Source organism: Sulfitobacter sp. W074 (genome assembly GCF_025142275.1).
GTDB lineage: Bacteria > Pseudomonadota > Alphaproteobacteria > Rhodobacterales > Rhodobacteraceae > Sulfitobacter > Sulfitobacter profundi.
In genome coordinates this window covers 97,181-117,098 of the sequence record NZ_CP081132.1, presented here as the reverse complement: position 1 = coordinate 117,098, position 19,918 = coordinate 97,181, and the positions used below count along the sequence as shown (strand labels likewise).

The 19,918-nt window shown below is 56.1% G+C and carries 20 protein-coding genes and 1 pseudogene; 10 read left to right on the top strand and 11 right to left on the bottom strand.

Annotation, left to right across the window (positions count from 1 at the left end; all coding sequences use genetic code 11):
- Nucleotides 1-193 precede the first annotated feature (193 nt).
- The gene (locus tag K3762_RS18810) at nt 194-1,291 is read right to left on the bottom strand and encodes a tyrosine-type recombinase/integrase (RefSeq protein WP_260013344.1); all 1,098 of its coding nucleotides are present in this window, start codon (nt 1,289-1,291) and stop codon (nt 194-196) included.
- Between the two features lie 158 nt (nt 1,292-1,449).
- Here K3762_RS18810 and K3762_RS18805 point away from each other — a divergent pair, with 158 nt between their 5' ends.
- The 6 genes from K3762_RS18805 (at nt 1,450) to K3762_RS18780 (ending at nt 8,336) form a co-directional block, all read left to right on the top strand.
- Nucleotides 1,450-2,391 (top strand): DUF1403 family protein, encoded by a 942-nt coding sequence (locus tag K3762_RS18805; RefSeq protein WP_260013343.1) that lies wholly within the window; start codon nt 1,450-1,452, stop codon nt 2,389-2,391.
- A gap of 2 nt (nt 2,392-2,393) precedes the next feature.
- Complete coding sequence (locus K3762_RS18800) at nt 2,394-2,978, top strand: SMC-Scp complex subunit ScpB (RefSeq protein ID WP_260013342.1); 585 nt, start codon at nt 2,394-2,396, stop codon at nt 2,976-2,978.
- A 603-nt stretch (nt 2,979-3,581) separates the two neighbouring features.
- Nucleotides 3,582-5,306: a gamma-glutamyltransferase gene (gene ggt, locus K3762_RS18795; protein ID WP_260013341.1), complete on the top strand. Its 1,725-nt coding sequence runs from the start codon at nt 3,582-3,584 to the stop codon at nt 5,304-5,306.
- A 63-nt stretch (nt 5,307-5,369) separates the two neighbouring features.
- Nucleotides 5,370-6,230: a sensor histidine kinase KdpD gene (locus tag K3762_RS18790; RefSeq protein ID WP_260013340.1), complete on the top strand. Its 861-nt coding sequence runs from the start codon at nt 5,370-5,372 to the stop codon at nt 6,228-6,230.
- Nucleotides 6,230-6,910 (top strand): response regulator, encoded by a 681-nt coding sequence (locus K3762_RS18785; RefSeq protein WP_260013338.1) that lies wholly within the window; start codon nt 6,230-6,232, stop codon nt 6,908-6,910. Before K3762_RS18790 ends, K3762_RS18785 begins: the two co-directional genes overlap by 1 nt.
- 7 nt (nt 6,911-6,917) lie before the next feature.
- Nucleotides 6,918-8,336 (top strand): TrkH family potassium uptake protein, encoded by a 1,419-nt coding sequence (locus K3762_RS18780; RefSeq protein WP_260013335.1) that lies wholly within the window; start codon nt 6,918-6,920, stop codon nt 8,334-8,336.
- Between the two features lie 318 nt (nt 8,337-8,654).
- Here K3762_RS18780 and K3762_RS18775 read toward each other — a convergent pair whose 3' ends face one another.
- The gene (locus K3762_RS18775; protein ID WP_260013334.1) at nt 8,655-10,202 is read right to left on the bottom strand and encodes a PAS domain S-box protein; all 1,548 of its coding nucleotides are present in this window, start codon (nt 10,200-10,202) and stop codon (nt 8,655-8,657) included.
- A gap of 222 nt (nt 10,203-10,424) precedes the next feature.
- Between K3762_RS18775 and K3762_RS18770 the strand changes: the two genes are divergently transcribed.
- Together K3762_RS18770 and K3762_RS18765 are read left to right on the top strand one after the other, a co-directional pair.
- A complete protein-coding gene (locus tag K3762_RS18770; protein ID WP_260013331.1) occupies nt 10,425-10,838 on the top strand; it encodes a response regulator in 414 nt (137 codons plus the stop codon).
- Nucleotides 10,839-11,013: 175 nt separating this feature from the next.
- A pseudogene (locus K3762_RS18765) lies at nt 11,014-11,121 on the top strand (zf-TFIIB domain-containing protein); the annotation flags it as partial.
- Between the two features lie 14 nt (nt 11,122-11,135).
- On the opposite strand, the gene tnpC reads toward K3762_RS18765, so the two are convergent.
- The 3 genes from tnpC to tnpA form a co-directional block, all read right to left on the bottom strand.
- Entirely contained in the window at nt 11,136-12,773 is a 1,638-nt protein-coding gene (tnpC, locus tag K3762_RS18760; RefSeq protein WP_260013328.1) for an IS66 family transposase, read from the bottom strand.
- 62 nt (nt 12,774-12,835) lie between these two features.
- A complete protein-coding gene (gene tnpB / locus K3762_RS18755; protein WP_037967155.1) occupies nt 12,836-13,183 on the bottom strand; it encodes an IS66 family insertion sequence element accessory protein TnpB in 348 nt (115 codons plus the stop codon).
- Entirely contained in the window at nt 13,180-13,605 is a 426-nt protein-coding gene (gene tnpA / locus K3762_RS18750) for an IS66-like element accessory protein TnpA (protein WP_260013325.1), read from the bottom strand. Before tnpA ends, tnpB begins: the two co-directional genes overlap by 4 nt.
- A gap of 245 nt (nt 13,606-13,850) precedes the next feature.
- Between tnpA and K3762_RS18745 the strand changes: the two genes are divergently transcribed.
- Nucleotides 13,851-14,312: a pentapeptide repeat-containing protein gene (locus tag K3762_RS18745; protein ID WP_260013323.1), complete on the top strand. Its 462-nt coding sequence runs from the start codon at nt 13,851-13,853 to the stop codon at nt 14,310-14,312.
- Between the two features lie 68 nt (nt 14,313-14,380).
- On the opposite strand, the gene K3762_RS18740 is transcribed toward K3762_RS18745, so the two are convergent.
- Nucleotides 14,381-15,346 (bottom strand): calcium/sodium antiporter, encoded by a 966-nt coding sequence (locus K3762_RS18740; protein WP_260013321.1) that lies wholly within the window; start codon nt 15,344-15,346, stop codon nt 14,381-14,383.
- 222 nt (nt 15,347-15,568) lie between these two features.
- On the opposite strand from K3762_RS18740, the gene K3762_RS18735 reads away from it, so the two are divergent.
- Nucleotides 15,569-16,213 (top strand): exopolysaccharide biosynthesis protein, encoded by a 645-nt coding sequence (locus K3762_RS18735; protein ID WP_260013319.1) that lies wholly within the window; start codon nt 15,569-15,571, stop codon nt 16,211-16,213.
- An 88-nt stretch (nt 16,214-16,301) separates the two neighbouring features.
- Here the strand turns inward: K3762_RS18735 and K3762_RS18730 are convergent, their stop codons facing one another.
- The 5 genes from K3762_RS18730 to K3762_RS18710 form a co-directional block, all read right to left on the bottom strand.
- On the bottom strand, nt 16,302-16,574 hold the full coding sequence (locus tag K3762_RS18730; RefSeq protein WP_311198999.1) for an MgtC/SapB family protein: 273 nt from the start codon (nt 16,572-16,574) through the stop codon (nt 16,302-16,304).
- 187 nt (nt 16,575-16,761) lie between these two features.
- Complete coding sequence (aroQ, locus tag K3762_RS18725; protein WP_260013318.1) at nt 16,762-17,214, bottom strand: type II 3-dehydroquinate dehydratase; 453 nt, start codon at nt 17,212-17,214, stop codon at nt 16,762-16,764.
- Complete coding sequence (locus tag K3762_RS18720) at nt 17,211-18,272, bottom strand: 3-carboxy-cis,cis-muconate cycloisomerase (RefSeq protein ID WP_260013316.1); 1,062 nt, start codon at nt 18,270-18,272, stop codon at nt 17,211-17,213. The genes aroQ and K3762_RS18720 overlap by 4 nt, the downstream gene beginning before the upstream one ends.
- The gene (gene pcaD / locus K3762_RS18715) at nt 18,269-19,048 is read right to left on the bottom strand and encodes a 3-oxoadipate enol-lactonase (protein ID WP_260013313.1); all 780 of its coding nucleotides are present in this window, start codon (nt 19,046-19,048) and stop codon (nt 18,269-18,271) included. The genes K3762_RS18720 and pcaD overlap by 4 nt, the downstream gene beginning before the upstream one ends.
- Complete coding sequence (locus K3762_RS18710) at nt 19,045-19,914, bottom strand: 3-keto-5-aminohexanoate cleavage protein (RefSeq protein WP_260013310.1); 870 nt, start codon at nt 19,912-19,914, stop codon at nt 19,045-19,047. Before K3762_RS18710 ends, pcaD begins: the two co-directional genes overlap by 4 nt.
- Nucleotides 19,915-19,918 lie beyond the last annotated feature (4 nt).

Genomic DNA, 19,918 nt, shown 5'->3' with positions numbered 1-19,918 from the left:
CAGTCCTGCTCGATGACGAAGCGGACCTGCGCTACGCAAGGGCAGGGGACCAATTTGTTGTGCTTCTGGAATGCGCCACAGAGGTATTGATCGTGGATTTCTTGCATTCGCACAGCGATCTACCCCGCCAAATCGCAGCTTGGGGGCACTCAAGAACGACGAGTCGGACAAGAGCTAGCGTCAGGCAAATACCCTACAGGCCCGCAGCCTTGGTCAGGTTCACGCGGAACCGATCGCGGCGTCGCTGATATCGCCGTGTCATCTCGGCCAAAGCGTGTCCGAGCTGCTTCTGGACAAAGCGTTCATCAACCTCTGCCGAACTGGCAAGGCCGGCACGCAGCGAATGACCGGAAAACAGGGCCATGCGGTCTTCTTCGGGAAGGTCCGAACGGATACCTGCGCTCTGAACTGTCTGCTTGATGAGCCGAGCGACATGCTTATCCGTCAGCCGGGCCTCCAGCGGCTTTTTGCCATCGCGCGACGTTCTGACAAAGATTGGACCGAAGTCGATCTTGGAAAAATGCAGCCAATTCTCCAGCGCATGAACCGGGCAAGTCTGGTCCGACGATCCGCGGCCGATCTCGACCTCGCGCCAACCGTTTTTTGCGTTCAATGTAAGAAGCGCTCCATCATTTAGGATTTCGGTCCAGCCGCGAGAGTCCGGCGTGTCATCTTTACCGTAGTCGAGGCTGACGATTTCGGAGCGGCGCAGACCCCCCGCGTATCCCAACAGCAGGATCGCGCGGTCCCGCAACCCACGCAGATCGAAGGGAAGGCTACCCACCATAGCGAGTATATCGTCGGCCATGATTGCTTCTTTCCGAACCGGCGGTCGCGCGTGCCTGCGCTTGATCCCGGCAAGCACGGTGGCGATGTGGCGGTTCTTGCGATCGAGGTTGAAGCCGCGCTGAGTGTAGTTCCAGCCAAGTCCAGAAAGACGGCGCTCGATTGTCGAGACTGAGAGGGCAGGGGCCTTTCCCGTGGGTGCCGCCAGGTTAGCGAGGTAGAGCCCGATCATCTCAGGTGAAGGCGGCAAAGGGTCCGTTCCCTTCAGTCTGCACCAGCGGGTAAAGTGCCCCCAGTCTTTCGCATAGGCCTTCAGGGTGTTCTCAGAAGCCGCCTGCTTTGCATAGCTGCGTGCGGTTTCTACCAGCTGATCGAGGGTGCCTGAACCAGCCACATGCGAGGGCAAGGTGATGCCATCTCTTTTCTCTTGATCGCTCTCGTCAACCTCAGCATCATCGGATGTACTAGCGCGTGCTGAGCTTAACTTCTTGTCCTCTGTGGCCATGTTCCCCCCGAAAATCTGCTAGTATTGAGACTGAGCTGCGACAGTATCTCGTAATGTCCGATAATGTAAACTTATTGGACATAACTTTGACCGGCAAGATGCGGCGGTTCACGCGCTATTATCTGGAAATAAGCGCCGCGTAGGTTTAGTCTGTTAGGATGAACCCGACCGCTAAACTTATTATAAGCGATACCATGAGCCTACAGCTTCTGCCCCGTTGGATCACTCTGCAAAGAGATGAAGACCCTGAAACTGTTGCTTTTTTATCTGGTGCGGCGCTGGCTACGCTAGATGCGGTGTTACGCGACCCAAACAGTACATTGCCCTGTGCCTTGTTGCGGGATCGAATGGCTCTGGATTCTGCTGTGGCTTGCTTAAAGCTCGAGGGTCGCAATGAATCCGGGTCCGATATCCGTGACGCGGTGTGTTTAGCGCGGGCAGGAGATCGGCTGGGGCCTGCGGGCGAGATGTTTATGGGGTGGCGTAAGCTGGCGCGGATCAACTTGGGTGTCAGTGGATGGAAGGGGCGGGTGGAGAATGCGCTACCAACAGCGCTGGCCCATGAGGCTGTGTCCATGCTTGGATCTCCATCAGGAACACCGGCGGGACAAGCAAGCGACACCTTAGCAGAGCTGTTGCCCCGGTTCCCACGAGAAGAAGCGGGAGCATTGATGTTGGCGGATGTTGCTTTGGCCCGTGCGGTCGGTTGGGTTCGGCCTGTGCCATTATTGGGGGCGCATATGGCGCGCAGGGATATCCGCGCGATTGCGACTGGGGCGGTTGAACCTAGGCTTTTTCTACATCGTGCGATGGTAGCTGCTTGCGACAATGCCATCCGTTTGGCGGCGGACCTAGACCTGCGCGTTGCCAAGTTGCGGTCCGTTGCGCCAAAACTTCGGGCCAAAGGATCAGACGCTGCGTTGGCTTTGTTCCTGAGCCACGATGCGGTGTCACCGTCAGGCATGTTAAGCCCGGTAGTCCAAGGCACATTGATGCCGATGACGGATCGCGCGGCGCGCCGTCTGTGTGACCGTTTGGTGGAACTGGGCGTCGTGCGGGAACTGACTGGCAGGCCGACGTTCCGACTGTACGGGGTATAAGCATGGCCAAGGAAACCTCAGTGTTAGACACTGAATTAGAAGACCTACCCCCGGAATTGCGCTGGCGTGAATGGATGGGCCGGATTGAAGCGGTGATTTTTGCGAGCGCTTCGCCAGTGCCGCGAGGGGACTTGGCGCGTGTTGTGGGACAGGGGGCCTCGGTTGATCTGTTGATTGAGGATATTCAGGCCGATTTAGACGATCGGCCCTATGAGTTGGTCGCCGTAGCAGACGGCTGGTTGATGCGAACGCGGACGCGATTTGCTGATGCCATTCACGCGGCGGCCGATGTGGGCGACCAGCATCTGGATTTGGACGAATTTGAAGTCGCTGTGCTCGCATCGATTGCCTATCACCAGCCGCTGACGCGGGATGGGTTGAAGGATATTTTTGGCAAAGACATCAGCCGTGATTTGATCGGAAGGTTAAGGGCGCAGGAGTTGATCGCCACGGGTCCGCGTAGTCCGAGGGCGGGGGCACCCTATACCTATGTGACGACGCAGAAGTTCTTGATGGCGTTTGGGATGGAAAGTCTCCGTGATTTGCCCGACGGCGGCGAGCTAGAGGACGCTGGCTTGGCAAGTTGATCCACCAAAAGTCCATGTAGGGCGCAAAGGGTGAGGCTACTAATAAGCGAATGGTGGGGTCTCTAATAAGCAACCATGGGCAAGGAACCTGACCTCTCATACGAGATGCGTTCTGCAATGCTCGGAAGGGAAGCACTGGTCCATGCGTGATCCAGCAGACTATCTATCATGACACCTGATTTCAGGGCTTAGGGACGGGGTCTCATCAGCGCATGTTGTTGACCTCATCGGCCCGAGATAGGTTGGTCAGCCCAACATTGACGTCCTGGTCAACGGAGGCAGCCCGTTGGTTTGCGTCGAGATCAAAGCCTCTGCAGCGGTGAGCGATGATGATTTCAAGCGCATCAATTGGTTCTTAAAAGACGGACCGGGTCGCAGCAGTTGTGCGCCTAACGATCAAGGTATTCTGCCGCTAATAACTGAATGGTTTGAAGTTGGACGTTCCGGCTAAGCTTTCTTCGCCAGGAAAGCCTCGTTGCGGACGTCAAGAAATGCGGTCTTAATATGCTACCGCGCGGAATGCGTCAGGTCTGCCCTTCCCGTTGCACTCTTGAAGGGAAACAGCCAACCTCGACCCACGCAAACGCAACTGGGAGGAATTTGATGAGACAGATTATCACATGCGCGGTATGCCTGACACTGTCGGCAGCCCCCGCGCTTCATGCCCAAGGAGCCGCGATTTTTTCTGGCAATGACCGTGTGCATCCCGTCTATGCGGAGAACGGTATGGTGTCGGCCCAAGAAGCCGTGGCGGCCCAGATCGGGCTCGATATTCTCGAGGCTGGCGGCAACGCGGTGGACGCAGGCGTTGCTGTGGCATTCGCGTTGGCTGTGACCTTGCCACGCGCGGGCAATATCGGCGGCGGTGGTTTCATGATCGTCCATGACGCGGAAACTGGCGAGACCAAGGCCATAGACTACCGTGAAATGGCACCCTCATCCGCCGAACGGGACATGTATCTCGACGCCGAAGGCAACGCCGACAGCGAGCTTTCGCGGTTCACAGGATTGGCCGTCGGCGTGCCGGGCACTGTGGCGGGCATGCAGATGGCATTAGAAAACTACGGCAGCATGACGCTTGCCGAAGTGATTGAGCCGGCCATTGCGCTTGCGCGTGATGGCATCACGGTCACGCCCGGCCTTGCTGACAGTCTCAAAGGCCTTGAGGACCGGCTGAAGAAATGGCCGAGTTCTGAGACCATCTTTTATAAAGAAGGTGGCGGTTTCTACGAGCCGGGCGAGTCTCTTGTGCAGACCGACCTTGCTAATACTCTACAGAAGATCGCTGATGAGGGGCCGGATGGCTTTTACAAAGGCGAGACCGCAACCAAAATTGCCGAAGCGGTGCAGGCGGCAGGCGGGCGCATCACAGTGGAGGACATGGCGAATTACAAGCCTGTTCTGCGGGACCCGGTGCGCGGCACCTACCGCGGGTACGAGATTGTCTCCATGCCACCGCCCAGTTCTGGCGGGGCGCATATCATCCAAATTCTCAACGTTCTCGAAGACTATCCGATCTCTTTCCTTGGTCATAACACGGCCGATACGATCCACCTTATGGCCGAAGCGATGAAACGGGCCTATGCGGATCGTTCGGAATATCTTGGCGACAGTGATTTCGTAGATGTGCCCTTAAGTGAGATCACCTCCAAAGCCTATGCCAAGGATATTCGCGGGAACATCAGCCTGAATGCGGCGACCCCATCGAGCAGCATCAAGCCGGGAGAGGTCGCGCCTTACGAGTCCGACCAGACCACGCATTTTTCGATCGTGGACAAGGACGGCAACGCGGTGTCCAACACCTATACGATCAACTTTTCCTATGGGTCCGGGATGGTTGCTGACGGCACCGGTATTCTAATGAACAATGAGATGGATGACTTCGCGGCCAAGCCTGGTGTGCCCAATGCCTATGGATTGATCGGTGGAGATGCCAATGCAGTGGAAGGTGGTAAGCGGCCGCTTTCTTCGATGTCGCCGACGATTGTGATGAAGGACGGTGAGGTCTTCATGGTCACGGGCTCACCCGGCGGCTCACGCATCATCACCACCACGTTGCAGGTTATCATGAATGTCATCGACCATGGGATGAACATCGCCGAAGCCTCCTTCGCGCCGCGTATGCACCACCAGTGGCTTCCCGATGAAATCCGGATTGAAGACGGGATCAGTCTCGACACGGTGGGCCTGCTTGAGCAACGCGGTCACAAGGTCAGCGAAAAATCGGTGATGGGCTCGACCCAATCGATCCTCGTAGACAAAGAAAGCGGCTATCTGTTTGGGGCGTCAGATCCCCGGCGCGTCGATGCGGCGACCTTAGGTCACTGACTATTGAGAACTTGGCCCCGGCGGTTTCGCCTGACGCATTCCCCCGAGTGGTTGATCTTACCTGTGCGTGCTGGCGAAGAAACATTGGCTGCGCTTGGTATTCGGTCTAAAGCCATCGAACGCGATGATCGACGTCTGCTGGAAGCTTTTGCAAGCCAGTTGGCATTGGCTTTTGAACGTACTGATCTCACGGAAACGCTCGAAGCTGCCCGCCTCGCGACGGAAACTGAAAGATTGCGCTCGGCACTTTTATCATCAGTCAGCCATGATCTGCGAACGCCTTTGGTCAGCATTATCGGTGCTGCATCTACTTTAGCAGAAGGGGGCGACCGCTACACTGAACCAATGCGCCAAGACTTGGCCGAGACGATCCGGGAGGAAGGCGAGCGTCTGGACCGCTATGTGCAGAACCTTCTGGACATGACACGTCTGAGCCATGGAGCGCTTCGGCCTCGATGCGTGGCCTCCGATTTGCTCGAGATTATCGGAAATGCCCGGCGGCGGCTCCGCAGTAATCTCGCCCCCTACAAGATTGTACTAAGCCTGCCCGACAGCATGCCGTTAATTGATGTTGATTCCATCCTGATCGAACAGCTCTTGGTCAATGTGCTGGACAATGCCGCCAAGTATGCACCGGAGAATTCTGAAATTTTGTTATCCGGGCACGCGGAAAGCACTTGGTTGAAACTTGCAATCAGCGATCAGGGGCCGGGCATACCGGCGCAGGCACGCAGCGACGTTTTTGAGATGTTTTACCGCGTGACGGCGGGCGATACGCAGCGGGCCGGGACGGGCCTTGGCCTCGCGATCGCGCGCGGCATCGTCGATGCGCATGGCGGTGACATCTATGTTCAGGCAACCAACCCAGACGAAAGCGGGACGACAATCGTCTTTCGCCTGCCGATCGCCGGTCAGGAGGTCTGATGGCCCGTATTCTTGTTATTGACGACGAAGATCAGATCCGACGCTTTTTGCGGATCGCGCTGGAATCCGAGGGGCATACTGTTCTTGAGGCCGCAACCGGCCGGGAGGCTATCGTGCAGGCCGCCACAGGTGCGCCGGATCTGCTGGTTCTTGATCTTGGGCTGCCGGATCGGGACGGAAAAGATGTGCTACGAGACATTCGTACTTGGTCAAATCTGCCGGTTCTTGTTCTGTCAGTGCGCGCCGATGAGACTGAAAAAGTGGCAGCGCTCGACCTTGGGGCGCAGGACTATGTGGCGAAACCCTTTGGTACGCGCGAATTGCTTGCGCGGTTGCGCGCCTTGCTTCGGGACCGTGGCACCGAACAGCAGGACATTTCCCGGATTGAGATTGGCGGACTTATTCTAGATGTCGCTGAACATTCAGCACATTTGGACACCCAGCCCCTAAGTTTGACGCCCAAAGAGTTTCAGTTGCTCTGGCTGCTTGCCTCCCATCCCGGTCGGCTGGTGACACAGCGCATGGCGCTCGAAAAGGTCTGGGGCGCGGCTCACGCCGAAGACAGCCAGTATCTACGGGTCTTTATCCGGCAGCTGCGCACCAAACTTGGCGACGATGCGACGGACCCCGTCTGGATATTTACCGAGCCTGGCATCGGCTACCGGTTCCGCGAGAACTAAGGGCGGCATGGCAATCGTAGTATTCATCAACGGCCTACTTTTGCTCGGCCTTGGCGTTCTGATGGCCTTCGATGCGCTCATCTTCCCCGCAACGCGAGTGGTATTCTTCGAGGCCGCGTTGATCACCCTTTCCGTTGGGGGTGGTGTTTGTGTCTGCGCTATGGGTCGCAGCCCAGGATTGGACCGTCGGCATTCCTTCCTTCTTACCGGCAGCGCATGGTTCGTCGCGGCTTTGGCAGGGGGCCTTCCTTTGTGGCTTTGGGGGCTGTCTTTTTCCGATGCGTTCTTTGAATCCATGTCGGGAATTACCACCACCGGCTCAACCGTAATGACGGGACTCGACAACACGGATCACGGTATCTTGCTTTGGCGGGCACTGCTTCAATGGATCGGCGGGGTCGGTTTCATTGTCGCAGGCATAGCTCTGCTGCCAATCATGCGCGTTGGTGGCATGCAGCTTTATCAAACAGAAAGCTCCGAAAAAGGGGAGAAGGCACTCGCCAGTGCCGCTCGGTTTGCTTCAGCAACGGTCTGGATTTATCTTGCCCTGACCTTCATTTGCGCCATCGCCTACCTTTCCGGCGGCATGACCGGATTTGAAGCGCTCGTACACGCCTTCACGACCGTATCATCCGGCGGCTACTCTACCTCAGATTCCTCATTTGGCCTTTTCGAAAGCGCTTACCTGCAATGGATGGGGACGCTTTTTATGCTGACAGCGGCCCTGCCGTTCGCTTGGTATATCCGCGTGCTGACAAGGGGCGCCTTCCGCAGCGAACAGATTCGCGCCCTGCTCATCTCTCTGTCATCGGCGATTTTCATCCTGACACTATGGCGTGTCATTACAGCACACACACCGCTTCTTGAGACCCTGCGGCTGGTGGCTTTCAATGTCGTCTCGGTTGTAACCACCACAGGATTTGCGACAACCGACTATACGCTTTGGGGACCCTTTGCCGCGACTACCTTTTTATGCCTCACGGCCCTGGGTGGATGTACGGGCTCTACATCGGGAGGCGGAAAAATGATGCGATGGGTGGTCGTGATCCGCAGCGTATACGCCCAGATGCGGCATATTCATCAGCCCCATGGAGTTTTTCCAACCCGCTACGAAGGGCGGGTGGTCGACTATGATGTTATCAACGGGGTGATGACCTTCTTCACCCTCTATGCTGCTACAGCAATGGGCCTCGCAGTTGCTCTTAACTCGTTCGGTTTGGACATGACGACCTCGATTAGTGGTGCCCTCACCGCCGTGGCTAATGTTGGGCCCGGTCTCGGCAACATCATAGGCCCGGCAGGCAACTTCTCCTCGCTCCCCGATGGGGCAAAATGGCTCTTGTCTTTAGGAATGTACGCTGGTCGATTAGAAATGCTGACAGTTTTTGTGCTCCTCTCTCCATCATTCTGGAGAGAGCTGGTATGAGAGGTACCTGTCATATCTGCTTGGGCTTTCCCCTACCTAATACCCTTTTACCGGCCAGAAACGCTTGGCCAACCGGTCTCGTGATGCCAGACTGACCGGGGAAGAGTTTACTACGCACTTTTTGATTGCAAGACGACATGGTGGAAGGTGGCAGACGATGGCGACAACAACCCAAGTTTTCCTGATCATAACTCTCGCAGAACTTTTGAACGGCATCGTCTATGTGTGGCTTTACTGAGGCCAAGATAGAGAAGTCTGAGACCATTATGAACTGGAATCAAGCTCTCGCTACTTGGGCGTGAACTTTCAACGATGAGTTCATCGCAAGGGGCAAGCGGGAAGCGTGATGAGAAACTCAGCCCCAGCCCCATCACAGGGTTCGATTGATAGCTCACCGCCCATTCTTCGGATCGCCTGGCGGGAAATAGTGAGCCCGAGGCCGATACCCTGCTGCTCTCTTGTGTCAGATGTGTCTTGCTGCCAGAAAGGCTGAAATATCTTCTCCTGAAGATTATCGGGAATGCCGGGGCCTGAATCTTTTACACGGATGCTTAATTGGCTTGTATCCCTCGCGATTATAACCCGAACCTCAGTATCTTCAGGAGAAAATTTAGCAGCATTTGAGAGCAGGTGTCTAAGCGCTTTATCCAACAGAACCGGATCGCATTTCCAAAAGATCTCGCTTTCCTGTAGGATCATGCGGGCTGAACTTTTATGCTGATCCATGACGGGTTGGCTCTTCAGCAGCGCCTCTCTTAAAATTTCGATAATATTTGTGTCAGTCAAGTTGAGAGATAAAACTCCGCCTGACATTTGTTCGAAGTCGAGTAGGTCTTCCAACGCTGTGCGCAACCGGTCACCGCCGCGTTTGGCAATTTTTACAAGCTGCTGCACTTTTTCTATTGGACCATTGGGACAAATGATGTCGAGCATATCCAGCGCCCCTACGACTGCCGTCACGGGCGTGCGTAATTCATGAGCAACGATGGACATGAACTCGTTCCTGAGGAAATCCAACTTCCGAGCCTCAGTTATGTCTAAGACCTGAGTTATGTAGTGCAGAGGTTGGCCATCATCGCTCCGCACAAGAACCACGCAGAGATGCCCCCAAACGATCTCTCCATCGGGGCGCACATACCTTTTATGGAGTTCGAAAGCGTCAATTTCACCATTTAAAAGTTTTTGGACTTTCAAAAGGCAACTTTTTAGATCGTCCTCATGCGTTATGGACTGGAAGTCTGTGCTTCTCAGTTCTTCTTCTGAATAGCCAAGGAAGGCAGTCATTGCTGCATTTGTCGCCAGCCACTGACCCTCCAATGAAACCAAGGCTGTTCCGATGGGGGCATTGTTCATCAGAGACCTAAATTGTTTTTCGCTACCTTGCAGCGCTATCTCGGCGCGTTTTCGGTCTGTAATGTCTCGTTGCGTCCCGACCAAGTTGAGAGCATTCCCCTGAGCATCCCACTCAGTTGCTTCGGCATCTGTACGCATCCAGAGCCAGTCCAACCCATCACGTGAACGCAGCCGATATTCTACTGCCACCCGGGGGGCTTGGCCATTTACGTAGTCAGCCAATGCGCGTTCGATAAGCACTTCGTCGTCAGGGTGGATTCTCTTTCGCCATTCTGTTTGAAAGTCGACGCCGTCGGATAGGTCGACATCCATAAGATCACGCCAAGTTGCTGAGACATTCGAGGTGTCTGCAACCAGATCGAGCTCAAACACGGCTATCCGAGCAGCGGCCAACGCAGTTTCCATAGTTTCGATCGCTATGGCATGCGGTACGCTATTTACCGGAGCATCTCGACCTTTAAGCTGGTCGGTGGGACAACTTGCAGGAGAGGCGCTGTGCGTATGTTTTTTCATAGGTACACCTTCCTCCGACAAGTGAATTTTTAGCGATGCGGCGCCATTACTACTTAACCATCCTCCCAGCTTGGAGGAAAGAATCCGACGGATACTCAATGTTGTTAAATATTTGTCGGGAAAATGGCTTTAGTGAGGAAGGGGGGCAGGTCAATTGAAAATGACAAAGAACGCTTATCTAGCAATGATATGTAAATCTCAGCGCATAGGGACATCTCAGATATGATCGTTAGTGATGCATGCGGCGTTCTCGTCGTAGAAGCTGATCCATTTTTGCGCCTTGCGGCCATGGGCATTGTGGAGGATGCGGGCCTCTCGGGATACGCTGCTGCACATTCGGCCAAAGCATTCACAATTCTCACATCGCGTAATGACATAGGCATCATGTTCACAAATATTGAGATGCCTGGCTCAATAAACGGTTTAGAACTCGCCCAGATCGTTCACCGAAGATGGCCCCACATTGCGATCATTGTCGCATCTGGAGCCCCAAATGTGGCGGCAAATAGTCTTCCTACCGGCTCGACATTTATTGCTAAACCCTATCTGCCTGAGACTGTTATCACTTTTTTGAAAGAGGCCGCTTCATCTGATCGTTGGGATGCTGCGCAGCTAGATCCCCCAAACCACGCGTGATCTAGCTAGCCCCCGGAGAGCAGGCATGCACTCCACTTTATAGGACCATCTGGAACTTGGCTGGCTCCGCTCCAGCCGCTCAAACGCACAGCGATTCTGGCGAGAATAAATTTGAGGTGGTTGCAGTTTGCATCGCGGGTGCCCAATTAACTTCAGGAATGAGGGAGGCTAACTGATGCAATGTCCGATCGATGGAACCCAGCTGGTAATGACAGATCGCTCCGGTGTAGAAATTGACTATTGCCCTCAATGTCGGGGGGTTTGGTTAGACCGTAACCGCCTCGTTGATACCGCGGCCTACGCGGCTTGATTGCTCGTTGCTGATGCCACCGGCGACCAGTTCCACGGCAGCAACTCATCCAGCCTGTTGATCTTGTGATCGTGGATGCGGTCGAGAATGTCAGCCATATAGGCCAGCGGGTCGAGACCGTTCAGCTTGGCCGTTTCAATGACAGTCATCGCGCGTGCGAGGGTTTCCGCGCCGGTATCGGCGCCCGCGAAGAGCCAGTTTTTACGCCCTATTCCAATCGGGCGCAGGGCGCGTTCGGCCGGGTTGTTGTCGATGGCCACACGCCCGTCGATCAGGAACAGGCTGAGGGCCTTCTGCCGCGCGAGGCCATAGCGGAACGCCTTGGCCAGATCGCTTTTGCCGGGGATGCGCAGGAGCTGTTGTTCAGACCAGGCGAAGAAGGCTGTCACCTTGGGCTGGGTAAGCTTTTGACGCGTCGCATGACGCACGTCAGCGGACTGGCCGTTTATATCGCGCTCGATGTCGTAGAACTTGCCGATCCGGTCAAGCGCCTCGCGGGCGATCTCGGATTTGGTCGAGGTCCAGAAGTCGTGGAAGTCGCGTCGCAAATGCGCCCAACAGGCGGCCTCGCGCAAACGCGATGTGCCATCGGGTTCAGGCGCGTAGAGCTTGGCATAGCCTTTGTAACCATCCGCTTGCAGGATGCCGCGCGCATCGGCCAGGTGGCTAAGAACGTGCTTTTCTTTCCAGTCTGGCGCAAAGCGATAGACAGCACCCGGTGGCGATGCCCCCGCCCAGGGTCGCTGGTCGCGCACATAGGCCCAGATCCGGCCTTGCTTGACACCCTTGCCAAGTCCCTTGTCGCGCATGCTGCGATCCAGCACCCGGATGGGTGTGTCGTCCGCATGCAGCAGGTCGCTGGCCATGATGTCCGCCTCGATCCGTGCGATCAGCGGCTGCAGGGTCTTCATGGCCCGCCCGCACCAGCCGACCAGCGTGCTTTCGGGAATGTCCGCTCCCATGCGGGCGAAGATCTCGTGCTGGCGATACAAAGGCAAATGATCGTCGAACTTCGAGACCAGGACATGGGCCAGCAGGTTTGGCCCCGCCATACTGCCCGGAATTGGGCGGCTGGGGGCTGGTTCCTGCACCATCCGCTCACAACGGCGGCAGGATTTCTTGATCCGGGCGATCTGGATCACTTTCATTTGCGCGGCGATCATGTCCAGCAGTTCGCTGACATCCTCACCCACTACACGCAGATCGCCGCCACAGTCGGGGCAGCAGGCACCGGGGTCCAGTTCACGACGCTCGCGCGGGGTCGCATCTGAGACACGTGGCCGACGACGCAAAGCGGGCGCATCGGCAGCTTCCGGTGACGGTTCATCCTGCCCTTCGTCGATGAGCGCTTCATCGTCTTCGGCCACCGCGACCAGCAGGTCTTCGAGCGCCAATTCCAGCTGTTCGATCTCGCGTTCGATCTTTTCCGAGGATTTGCCAAAGGCCAGTTTTTGCAACTTGGCGATCCGCAGGCGCAGGGCCTGAACCAGCTGATCATGGACGCGCAATGTCGCCGACATCTTGGCGTTTTCTGCCGCGATCTGAGCGTTCTCGGCCTGCAATGCTGCGATCATCGCTCTTAATTCAGCGGGATCATCAGGCAGATTTTCAGTAGGTTCAGACATGCGCCTGACTACCAAAAATTAGGCTAAAGCGCCATATAAATAACGATAATTCGAGCGCAGAATTACCCCACACGCGCTGGCGGAGCACCCCAATCCGGACGTCGCCAGTCGATCCCCTCCCACAGCATCGCGAGCTGTGCTGATGTCAGCCGCATCGACCCATCCGCAGCATTCGGCCAGGGGAAGCGGCCACGCTCCAAGACTTTGTAGTAGAGACAAAACCCCTGGCCATCCCAGAACAGAAGCTTGATCCGATCCCCGCGCCGCCCACGGAACGCAAATACCGCACCATTGGCTGGTTTCTGACGCAACACATCCTGCGCCAAAGCGGCCAGCCCCGCGATCCCCTTTCGCATATCCGTGACACCACACGCCAGATACACACGCACACCGGTGCCGGGACCGATCATGCGGCGTCCACCGCGCGGATCAGCACCGACAGCGCAGTCGGATCAATCGTGCTTTCAAAATGCAAACTACGGCCGCCACCCAGACGCAATTCAACCGCAACCGGTGGCGACGTTTCAGCAACCGTATCCTGCGCTATCGGAACTCCAGCCGCCACTGGCATATCCAATGGGTAGAAAAGCGCCCCGGCATCCGGTGACCACAGACCCTTCTTCTTCAGGTCGTGCCGCCAAGCGTAAATTTGCTGCCGCGTCACTTCATGGCGCTGCGCTACCTGCGTCACCGTTGCGCCGCCAACCCCAACCGACATGATGATCTCGAGCTTATCCTCATCACGCCAGAAGCGCCGCCGCTCCATCCCAAGAATTTCATAACGCACCGATGACCCCGCATAAGACACGTCGTTAACGACGTAGTTAAACACGTGTCTTAGATCATCGCCCAAGCGTCAGGCAGGCGGTGCCAATGGCGCGGTTACGTTAGACCGAGGCGAGCTAGACAAGATCATTGAACGGTCGGATCCCGAACCTGCCCCCCGTGAGGTCGCCTCTCTGCGCAGTTCGGGACAAGATCGCGACCACGGCAGGCCTTATAAAAAGAAGCGTCGCGAAGGCTTTTTGAGCGAGCTTTTTGACTTTTGAAAGGCCTGATAGGCTTAGGTGGTACTTCTTGAAAAATCATGCGTTTCCGACGAGCCGCCTTGGCGTGCTTCTGACTGTCGCTTCTCTCTTCGGCACTTCCGCGATCGGGCAGGAACCGGAGCAGGAGAAGCAATTGCGCATGCTCGGCAGATGTTCCGGTTGTACCTTCGAGCAGATGGACCTCACAGGTCGGAAGTTGACCGGGATAGACCTGACCGAAGCTCAATTAAGGGACGTGGACTTCTCGGAAGCAGGTCTCAACCTTTCGCTGTTTGACCAGGCAACCCTCGAGAATGTTTCGTTTGCCTCTGCCGATCTGACGGGCGCCAGTTTCACCGGTGCCAGGCTCATCAACGTAACATTCGAGAACGCGGTTCTCAAAGCAGCCGTCTTCGAAGATGCCATTCTCATCGACACTGATCTTGATGCTGGGATCTACTGCAACACGCAGGTGCCAGATGAGACGATGGTCAGCACCGAATGCGATTGAGCGGCCATCTAATCGGTCTGGCTTGAGCTACATCTTCATGCGACCTCGGCCGGGAATATTCAGGAAGGCTAGCTGATCGCGCCGCTTTGGAACAGGTATCTAATGTAAACTGCATAACCCGCTATGAACAGGAAGCCTGCTACTCGACCAATGCGCTTGGCTGCAACCAAGATCACAGCCAGGCCGCAGGACAGTAGCAGCATGAACACCATATCAAACCCTTGGAACCGTTCACTCACTTCAATCGGCACGATAGCGGATGTGATCCCGAGAATCGCCAAGACGTTGAAAATATTGCTTCCAATCACATTGCCTATGACAACGTCAGACTGCTTTTTGAGGGCCGCAGAAATAGATGTGGCAAGCTCGGGCAGAGAGGTACCGATGGCTACGAGGGACAAGCCAATCACAGCATCGGAAACCCCAAAGGCTTTGGCGATTGATCCTGCACCTGTCACTAGCAGGTTTGCGCCCGCCACGAGTGCTATGATGCCACCTACAACAAAGACGGCGGCTACGCTCGTTCTGGAAACGCCAGAGCCTTCGAAGTTTTCGGCCTCATGCTCAAACATCTTGGAATCACGGCTGCGTTTTTCCATCCAGAACGTCGCACCGAGGTAGACAGCTAGAACAGCGAGTAAGAGTGCGCCCTCGAGGCGGTTTAGCAACGCTCCTTTGAGCAGACCAAACAGCGCGAAAGCGACCAAGGCCGCTACCATCGCTTCCCGTACAGCAGACCTATCCCAACCGGTGATCGGCATGATCAAGGCCCCAGCCCCGATGATAAGTAGGATATTGGCGATATTGCTTCCGACCACATTGCCCAGAGCAATTTCGGGGGATCCGCTGAAAGCGGCTTTCAAAGAGACCAGTAACTCCGGCGCGGAGGTGCCGAACCCAACGATCGTCAAGCCGATAATCATTTTGGAGAGCCCAGCTCGTTCGGCAATCGCGACGCTGCCGCGCACAAGACCTTCGCCTCCCGCGAAGAGCAGAACGAGGCCAGCTGCGATATACATCAGATCAATGCCCATGCGGTCTCAGTTCGTAAGAATATTGCATAGGCTCTTGGTTCCTTCAGGTTCATACCCAAATAGAGTTCCATCCAGTTCCCTACAAGAGTGGAACAGGGCGGATTCCAAAGGAACCTGCCAATCAATGCGCCGGGCAGATTGGCCCCAAGTTAAAGGCAGGCCAATGACGACCATCCGAGAGACACTTTTCTTAACGCCTCCCCATCGGGGCTTAGGAGAATTGTGACAATCAACTTCAGTTATCCACTGTCGAAAAGGCAAAGGAACGTCAAAAGTCGTTCTTTATCGTTCAATTTGCTTTGCGTGCTTCGGAGTGAGCGCCAGCGCAACGCGATACCCCTTGGTCACCTCTTAGAACGGTTGGGGGAGCGGTCATTCGGTTGGGCCATTCTGCTCTCATCCCTAATTAATCTGTTGCCGCTGCCTCCCGGCGCCACGCTTGTAACGGCCATCCCCCTGGTGTTCTTTAGTGTTCAACTGGTGCTCGGGCGTTCTTATATTTGGCTGCCGCCCTGGATTGCCAAACGTTCAATGTCCCGTTCCGCTCTGAGAAATACCGTGCTGCGTCTACGGCCGATTTCCCGACGCATTGAGCGCCTGACCCGACCGCGCCTGCAAGGTGTATTCCAACCCAAAACTGAGCGTCTAATCGGATTGCTTCTTTTGTTGATCGCCTTGGCACTGTTTGTGCCTTTACCACTCAGCGGGTGGTTTCCTGCTATTTCGCTTTTCATCGCAGGTATTGGCTTCGTTGAACGCGACGGACTGGTTGTACTTGCAGGTATCGGCATGGGGCTGGCTTCGATAGTCCTGACGGTTCTCGTCGCGTTGTCAGTTGCAGCGGGAGCGGATGCCATAATGCATTGAGTGTGCCCTACGTAATTTAAACCAAATACCTATTACGTTGGATACAGCCCCTTGAAACGACAGGCCACCGGGCGGGGTAAAGGGGAACCTAATAGGGTGATTGACCTTCTTGGGCCCCGTTGGGCCTAACCGAAGACGGTAGGATGCGCCGGATAACCGCTAGGATGATCAGCACGATCACCGTCGCTAGGACCGCAGTTGCCTCGGGACCGAGCCCCGCGACGATACCAATCCCAGCTGTCGCCCAAATATTTGCAGCACTCGTCAAACCTTGAACCTTTTGTTCTGCTGCGCGAATAATGATCGCTCCGGCGCCCAAAAAGCCAATGCCCTGAATAATACCTTGCAGGACCCGGGACATGTCTGTGTGGGCATGCCACTTTGTAATGGTCCAATCACGCTCCGGTCCATTGCCGGGTGTTCTAAGAAAGCCCGCGAAAGCGGGCGGGTTCTATTGGCCTTAGAGCGAGTTGTGGAGGGCATTTTCGATTATTGCAATTCGTAACTTATGTCAGATTTCAAATCTCAGCGGGGGGCTAAAACCTGATTCAACGAAGCTTTTTTGTTCTTGGTCCTGAGATTGCGCGAATAGCCGCAGCATAGCCGTCGATCCCAAACCCCGCTATGACGCCAGTCGCCACACCAGATACGTAGGAGTGGTGCCGGAAGGCCTCCCGACGGTGCACGTTCGAAATATGGACTTCGTAAATCGGGACTTCACAACTCGCTAAGGCATCGCGAATAGCAATTGAGGTATGGGTATAGGCGGCTGGGTTGATGACGATCCCCATTCCCTCGGTTCTTGCTTCTTGGATCATCTCTACGAGCTCACCCTCATGATTGCTTTGGCGAAACAGAATAGCCAGGTCATACTCGGCGGCAACGCGTCGGCAGAGTGTTTCGACATCGTGCAGGGTATCCCGCCCATAAACCTCGGGCTGTCTGGTACCCAGCAGGTTCAGGTTCGGGCCATTGAGTATATGGATCGTTTGGGAACTCATCTGATGTCCTTTGAGCCAACGTGGGAGATCGCCTGGCAAATTTCGGTTGATGCGGCCAAGCTGCGTGCGGTTGTTTGAGCCATTTGCGGAAGAACCATCCATTCCAACGCCCAAGCCGCTCCGGAACGTTCCTGCTCGTGAACCAGCCCTTGATGCATGGCCGACACCTGAGTGGCATTGTACCGGGCGAGCGTCACAAGCAATTCAGCCAGAACGGGGTTTTGTTTGTGGGGCATCGCAGAAGAGCCCCCTGCGTTGTCCAGCGCGATTTCATCGACGCCTTGTTGCGCCATGAGGCAGATGTCTTGTCCCATTTTGCCAAGCGTTCCACTGATCAGCGACAGCAGCCCAGCGTAGTCGACCACCGCGTCGCGCATTGCGTGCCATGCCTTTGGCGAGTTCGCGAGACCGAGACGTAAAGCCACTTCAGCCCCGAGAGAATCAGCATGGGGCAAAGCTGCCCGATCCCCCGCTGCGCCCCCAAGCTGAAGCCGCTCGATGCGGGGCCTGATCTGCGAGAGCCGCTGACGATGGTCGTCTAAAGGCTGAGACCATGTGACGAACCGCTCTCGTGCCGCAATGGGCATCGCCGCCTGCATCCGGGTGCGCCCCATGATCCTCTGGTTCCCGAACCGCGCCGACAAAGCGTCCATGGCTTCCGTCAGTTCCAAAAGGCGCCGCTCCAGAAGGTTACTGTAGTCCTTCAAAGTCAGGGCCAAGGCGGTATCAATTACATCCTGCGACGTCGCGCCGCTATGTATGGCTTCACCATGAGAGCCCGCAGTGTCCCTGATCTGCCGGACAAGTTCGGGAACAACCACCCCGTCACGCGCTGTCGCAGAACGAAGTGCTTCCATATCGGGTTGGAAATCGTCGAAAGTACGCGCGACTTCTTTCGCGGTATCGTCAGAAATACTGCCGACTTTGCACAGCCCCTGCGTATAGGCTCTCTCGAAGGCGATCATATGCGTCATCTGCCGCGTGGGGCCCCAAATCTCCGCGGCCTCTGCGTCGCCAAATAACCCGCTCAACCAGGGATGCTCGAAAGGGGAGGTCATGAAATCTTTTCCATCAGGTCTTCCAGTAGATCTGAGACAATCTTGGGGTTTTCAATACAGGGTAGATGACCACAGCCGGGCACGAGGCGATAGGAGGCGTCCGGTATAATTTGCGCCAACGCCCTGACGAGTTCTGGCGGAGTCGCGCGGTCTTCACTTCCAGCGATGCAAACTGTCGGCACCGTGATCGCCCCAGCTCGCGTCGTGAGGTCACTGTCTCTAATTGCGGCGCAAACGCCGCTATAGCCAGCAGCAGATGTACGGGTGAGCATATTGCGGTAGCCTGCCCGTTCGGCCGATCGTGTCGCTTGAAAGCTTGGGCTGAACCAGCGTTCAAGAATGGCATCCGAGAGCGCAGCGATACTGGATTTCCTAACGCTTTCAATGCGCGCATTCCAGCTTTCCGCGTCACCGATCTTGGCTCCGGTGCAACATAGCATGAGCGCGCTCACCTGCGCCGGATAGGCAGCGGCAAAACCTTGAGCGATTTGGCCGCCAACGGATACACCACAGATCAGGGCAGGAGGCAGGTCAAGGTGCAGAGCAAGGGCAGCAACATCGTCGATGAGCCGATCCATCGTAATTGGCCCATCGTCGCTCAGCCCATGGCCGCGCTTATCAAGGCAAAGCACTGGCGTTTGTGACGGCAGCCGGTCAATGACTTTGTCCCAGATCCGGAGATCTGTACCAAGCGAGTTCAGAAACACCACAGGCACGCCAGTTCCAGGGCGATAGAAGTAGTGGTGTGTTATCCCGTTGAGGGTGGCGAACATCATGGGGTGGCGGCAGAGGCGGTCTTTGGCGCAGCACTCTTTCTCGTCTTCAGCCCCAATATCTCCCGCGCCTCTTGCCAAGTCGCGACAGGTCGCTCGTATTTTTCGCAAAGTGCGACGGCCCGCTTGACCAATGCGGCGTTTGAGGGAGCGAGCCTATCGCGGTCCAGCCGGACATTGTCTTCCAGGCCGGTCCGGGTGTGACCGCCTTTGGCGATAGACCATTCATTGATCATCAGCTGTGCAGGGCCGATACCAGCGGCGCACCATTGGGCGTCCGGTGCCAGACGTTTGAGTGTTTCGATGTAGAAGTCAAAAATCGGCTCGTCCGCAGGCATTGAATTTTTCACACCCATGACAAACTGCACATAAAGGGGTCCCTTCAACCGACCATCTTGGACCATGCGGGTGGCTTGTACGATATGACCAAGGTCAAAGGCTTCGATCTCGGGTTTGACATCATGGGTAATCATTTCCGACGCCAGCCAGTCGACAAAGTCGGGACTGTTTTCATAGACGCGCGTTGGAAAATTGTTCGACCCTACTGACAGCGAAGCCATGTCTGGCGACAACGATAGCATACCGCCACGCTCCTTGCCCGCGCCAGAGCGCCCGCCAGTTGAAAGCTGGACGATCATGCCGGGGCAGTGCTGTTCCAGACCCTCTTTCAGTCGCGCAAAACGGTCCGGGTCTGAAGTGGGGCGACCGTGATCGTCGCGCACGTGGCAATGGGCGATGGAGGCGCCCGCCTCAAAGGCCTCCTGAGCACTTTCGATCTGTTCGAAAATGGTGATCGGGACTGCCGGGTTGTTGTCTTTCGTCGGCAGGGACCCGGTGAGTGCCACGCAGATGATACACGGGTTGGTCATAGCG

Excerpts from the sequence above, each read along its gene's own strand:
- K3762_RS18810 (WP_260013344.1), bottom strand. The coding sequence starts at position 1,291 with ATGGCCACAGAGGACAAGAAGTTAAGCTCAGCACGCGCTAGTACATCC.
- K3762_RS18805 (WP_260013343.1), top strand. The coding sequence starts at position 1,450 with ATGAACCCGACCGCTAAACTTATTATAAGCGATACCATGAGCCTACAG.
- K3762_RS18800 (WP_260013342.1), top strand. The coding sequence starts at position 2,394 with ATGGCCAAGGAAACCTCAGTGTTAGACACTGAATTAGAAGACCTACCC.
- ggt (WP_260013341.1), top strand. The coding sequence starts at position 3,582 with ATGAGACAGATTATCACATGCGCGGTATGCCTGACACTGTCGGCAGCC.
- K3762_RS18785 (WP_260013338.1), top strand. The coding sequence starts at position 6,230 with ATGGCCCGTATTCTTGTTATTGACGACGAAGATCAGATCCGACGCTTT.
- K3762_RS18780 (WP_260013335.1), top strand. The coding sequence starts at position 6,918 with ATGGCAATCGTAGTATTCATCAACGGCCTACTTTTGCTCGGCCTTGGC.
- K3762_RS18775 (WP_260013334.1), bottom strand. The coding sequence starts at position 10,202 with ATGAAAAAACATACGCACAGCGCCTCTCCTGCAAGTTGTCCCACCGAC.
- K3762_RS18770 (WP_260013331.1), top strand. The coding sequence starts at position 10,425 with ATGATCGTTAGTGATGCATGCGGCGTTCTCGTCGTAGAAGCTGATCCA.
- tnpC (WP_260013328.1), bottom strand. The coding sequence starts at position 12,773 with ATGTCTGAACCTACTGAAAATCTGCCTGATGATCCCGCTGAATTAAGA.
- tnpB (WP_037967155.1), bottom strand. The coding sequence starts at position 13,183 with ATGATCGGTCCCGGCACCGGTGTGCGTGTGTATCTGGCGTGTGGTGTC.
- K3762_RS18740 (WP_260013321.1), bottom strand. The coding sequence starts at position 15,346 with ATGGGCATTGATCTGATGTATATCGCAGCTGGCCTCGTTCTGCTCTTC.
- K3762_RS18730 (WP_311198999.1), bottom strand. The coding sequence starts at position 16,574 with ATGTCCCGGGTCCTGCAAGGTATTATTCAGGGCATTGGCTTTTTGGGC.
- aroQ (WP_260013318.1), bottom strand. The coding sequence starts at position 17,214 with ATGAGTTCCCAAACGATCCATATACTCAATGGCCCGAACCTGAACCTG.
- K3762_RS18720 (WP_260013316.1), bottom strand. The coding sequence starts at position 18,272 with ATGACCTCCCCTTTCGAGCATCCCTGGTTGAGCGGGTTATTTGGCGAC.
- pcaD (WP_260013313.1), bottom strand. The coding sequence starts at position 19,048 with ATGATGTTCGCCACCCTCAACGGGATAACACACCACTACTTCTATCGC.
- K3762_RS18710 (WP_260013310.1), bottom strand. The coding sequence starts at position 19,914 with ATGACCAACCCGTGTATCATCTGCGTGGCACTCACCGGGTCCCTGCCG.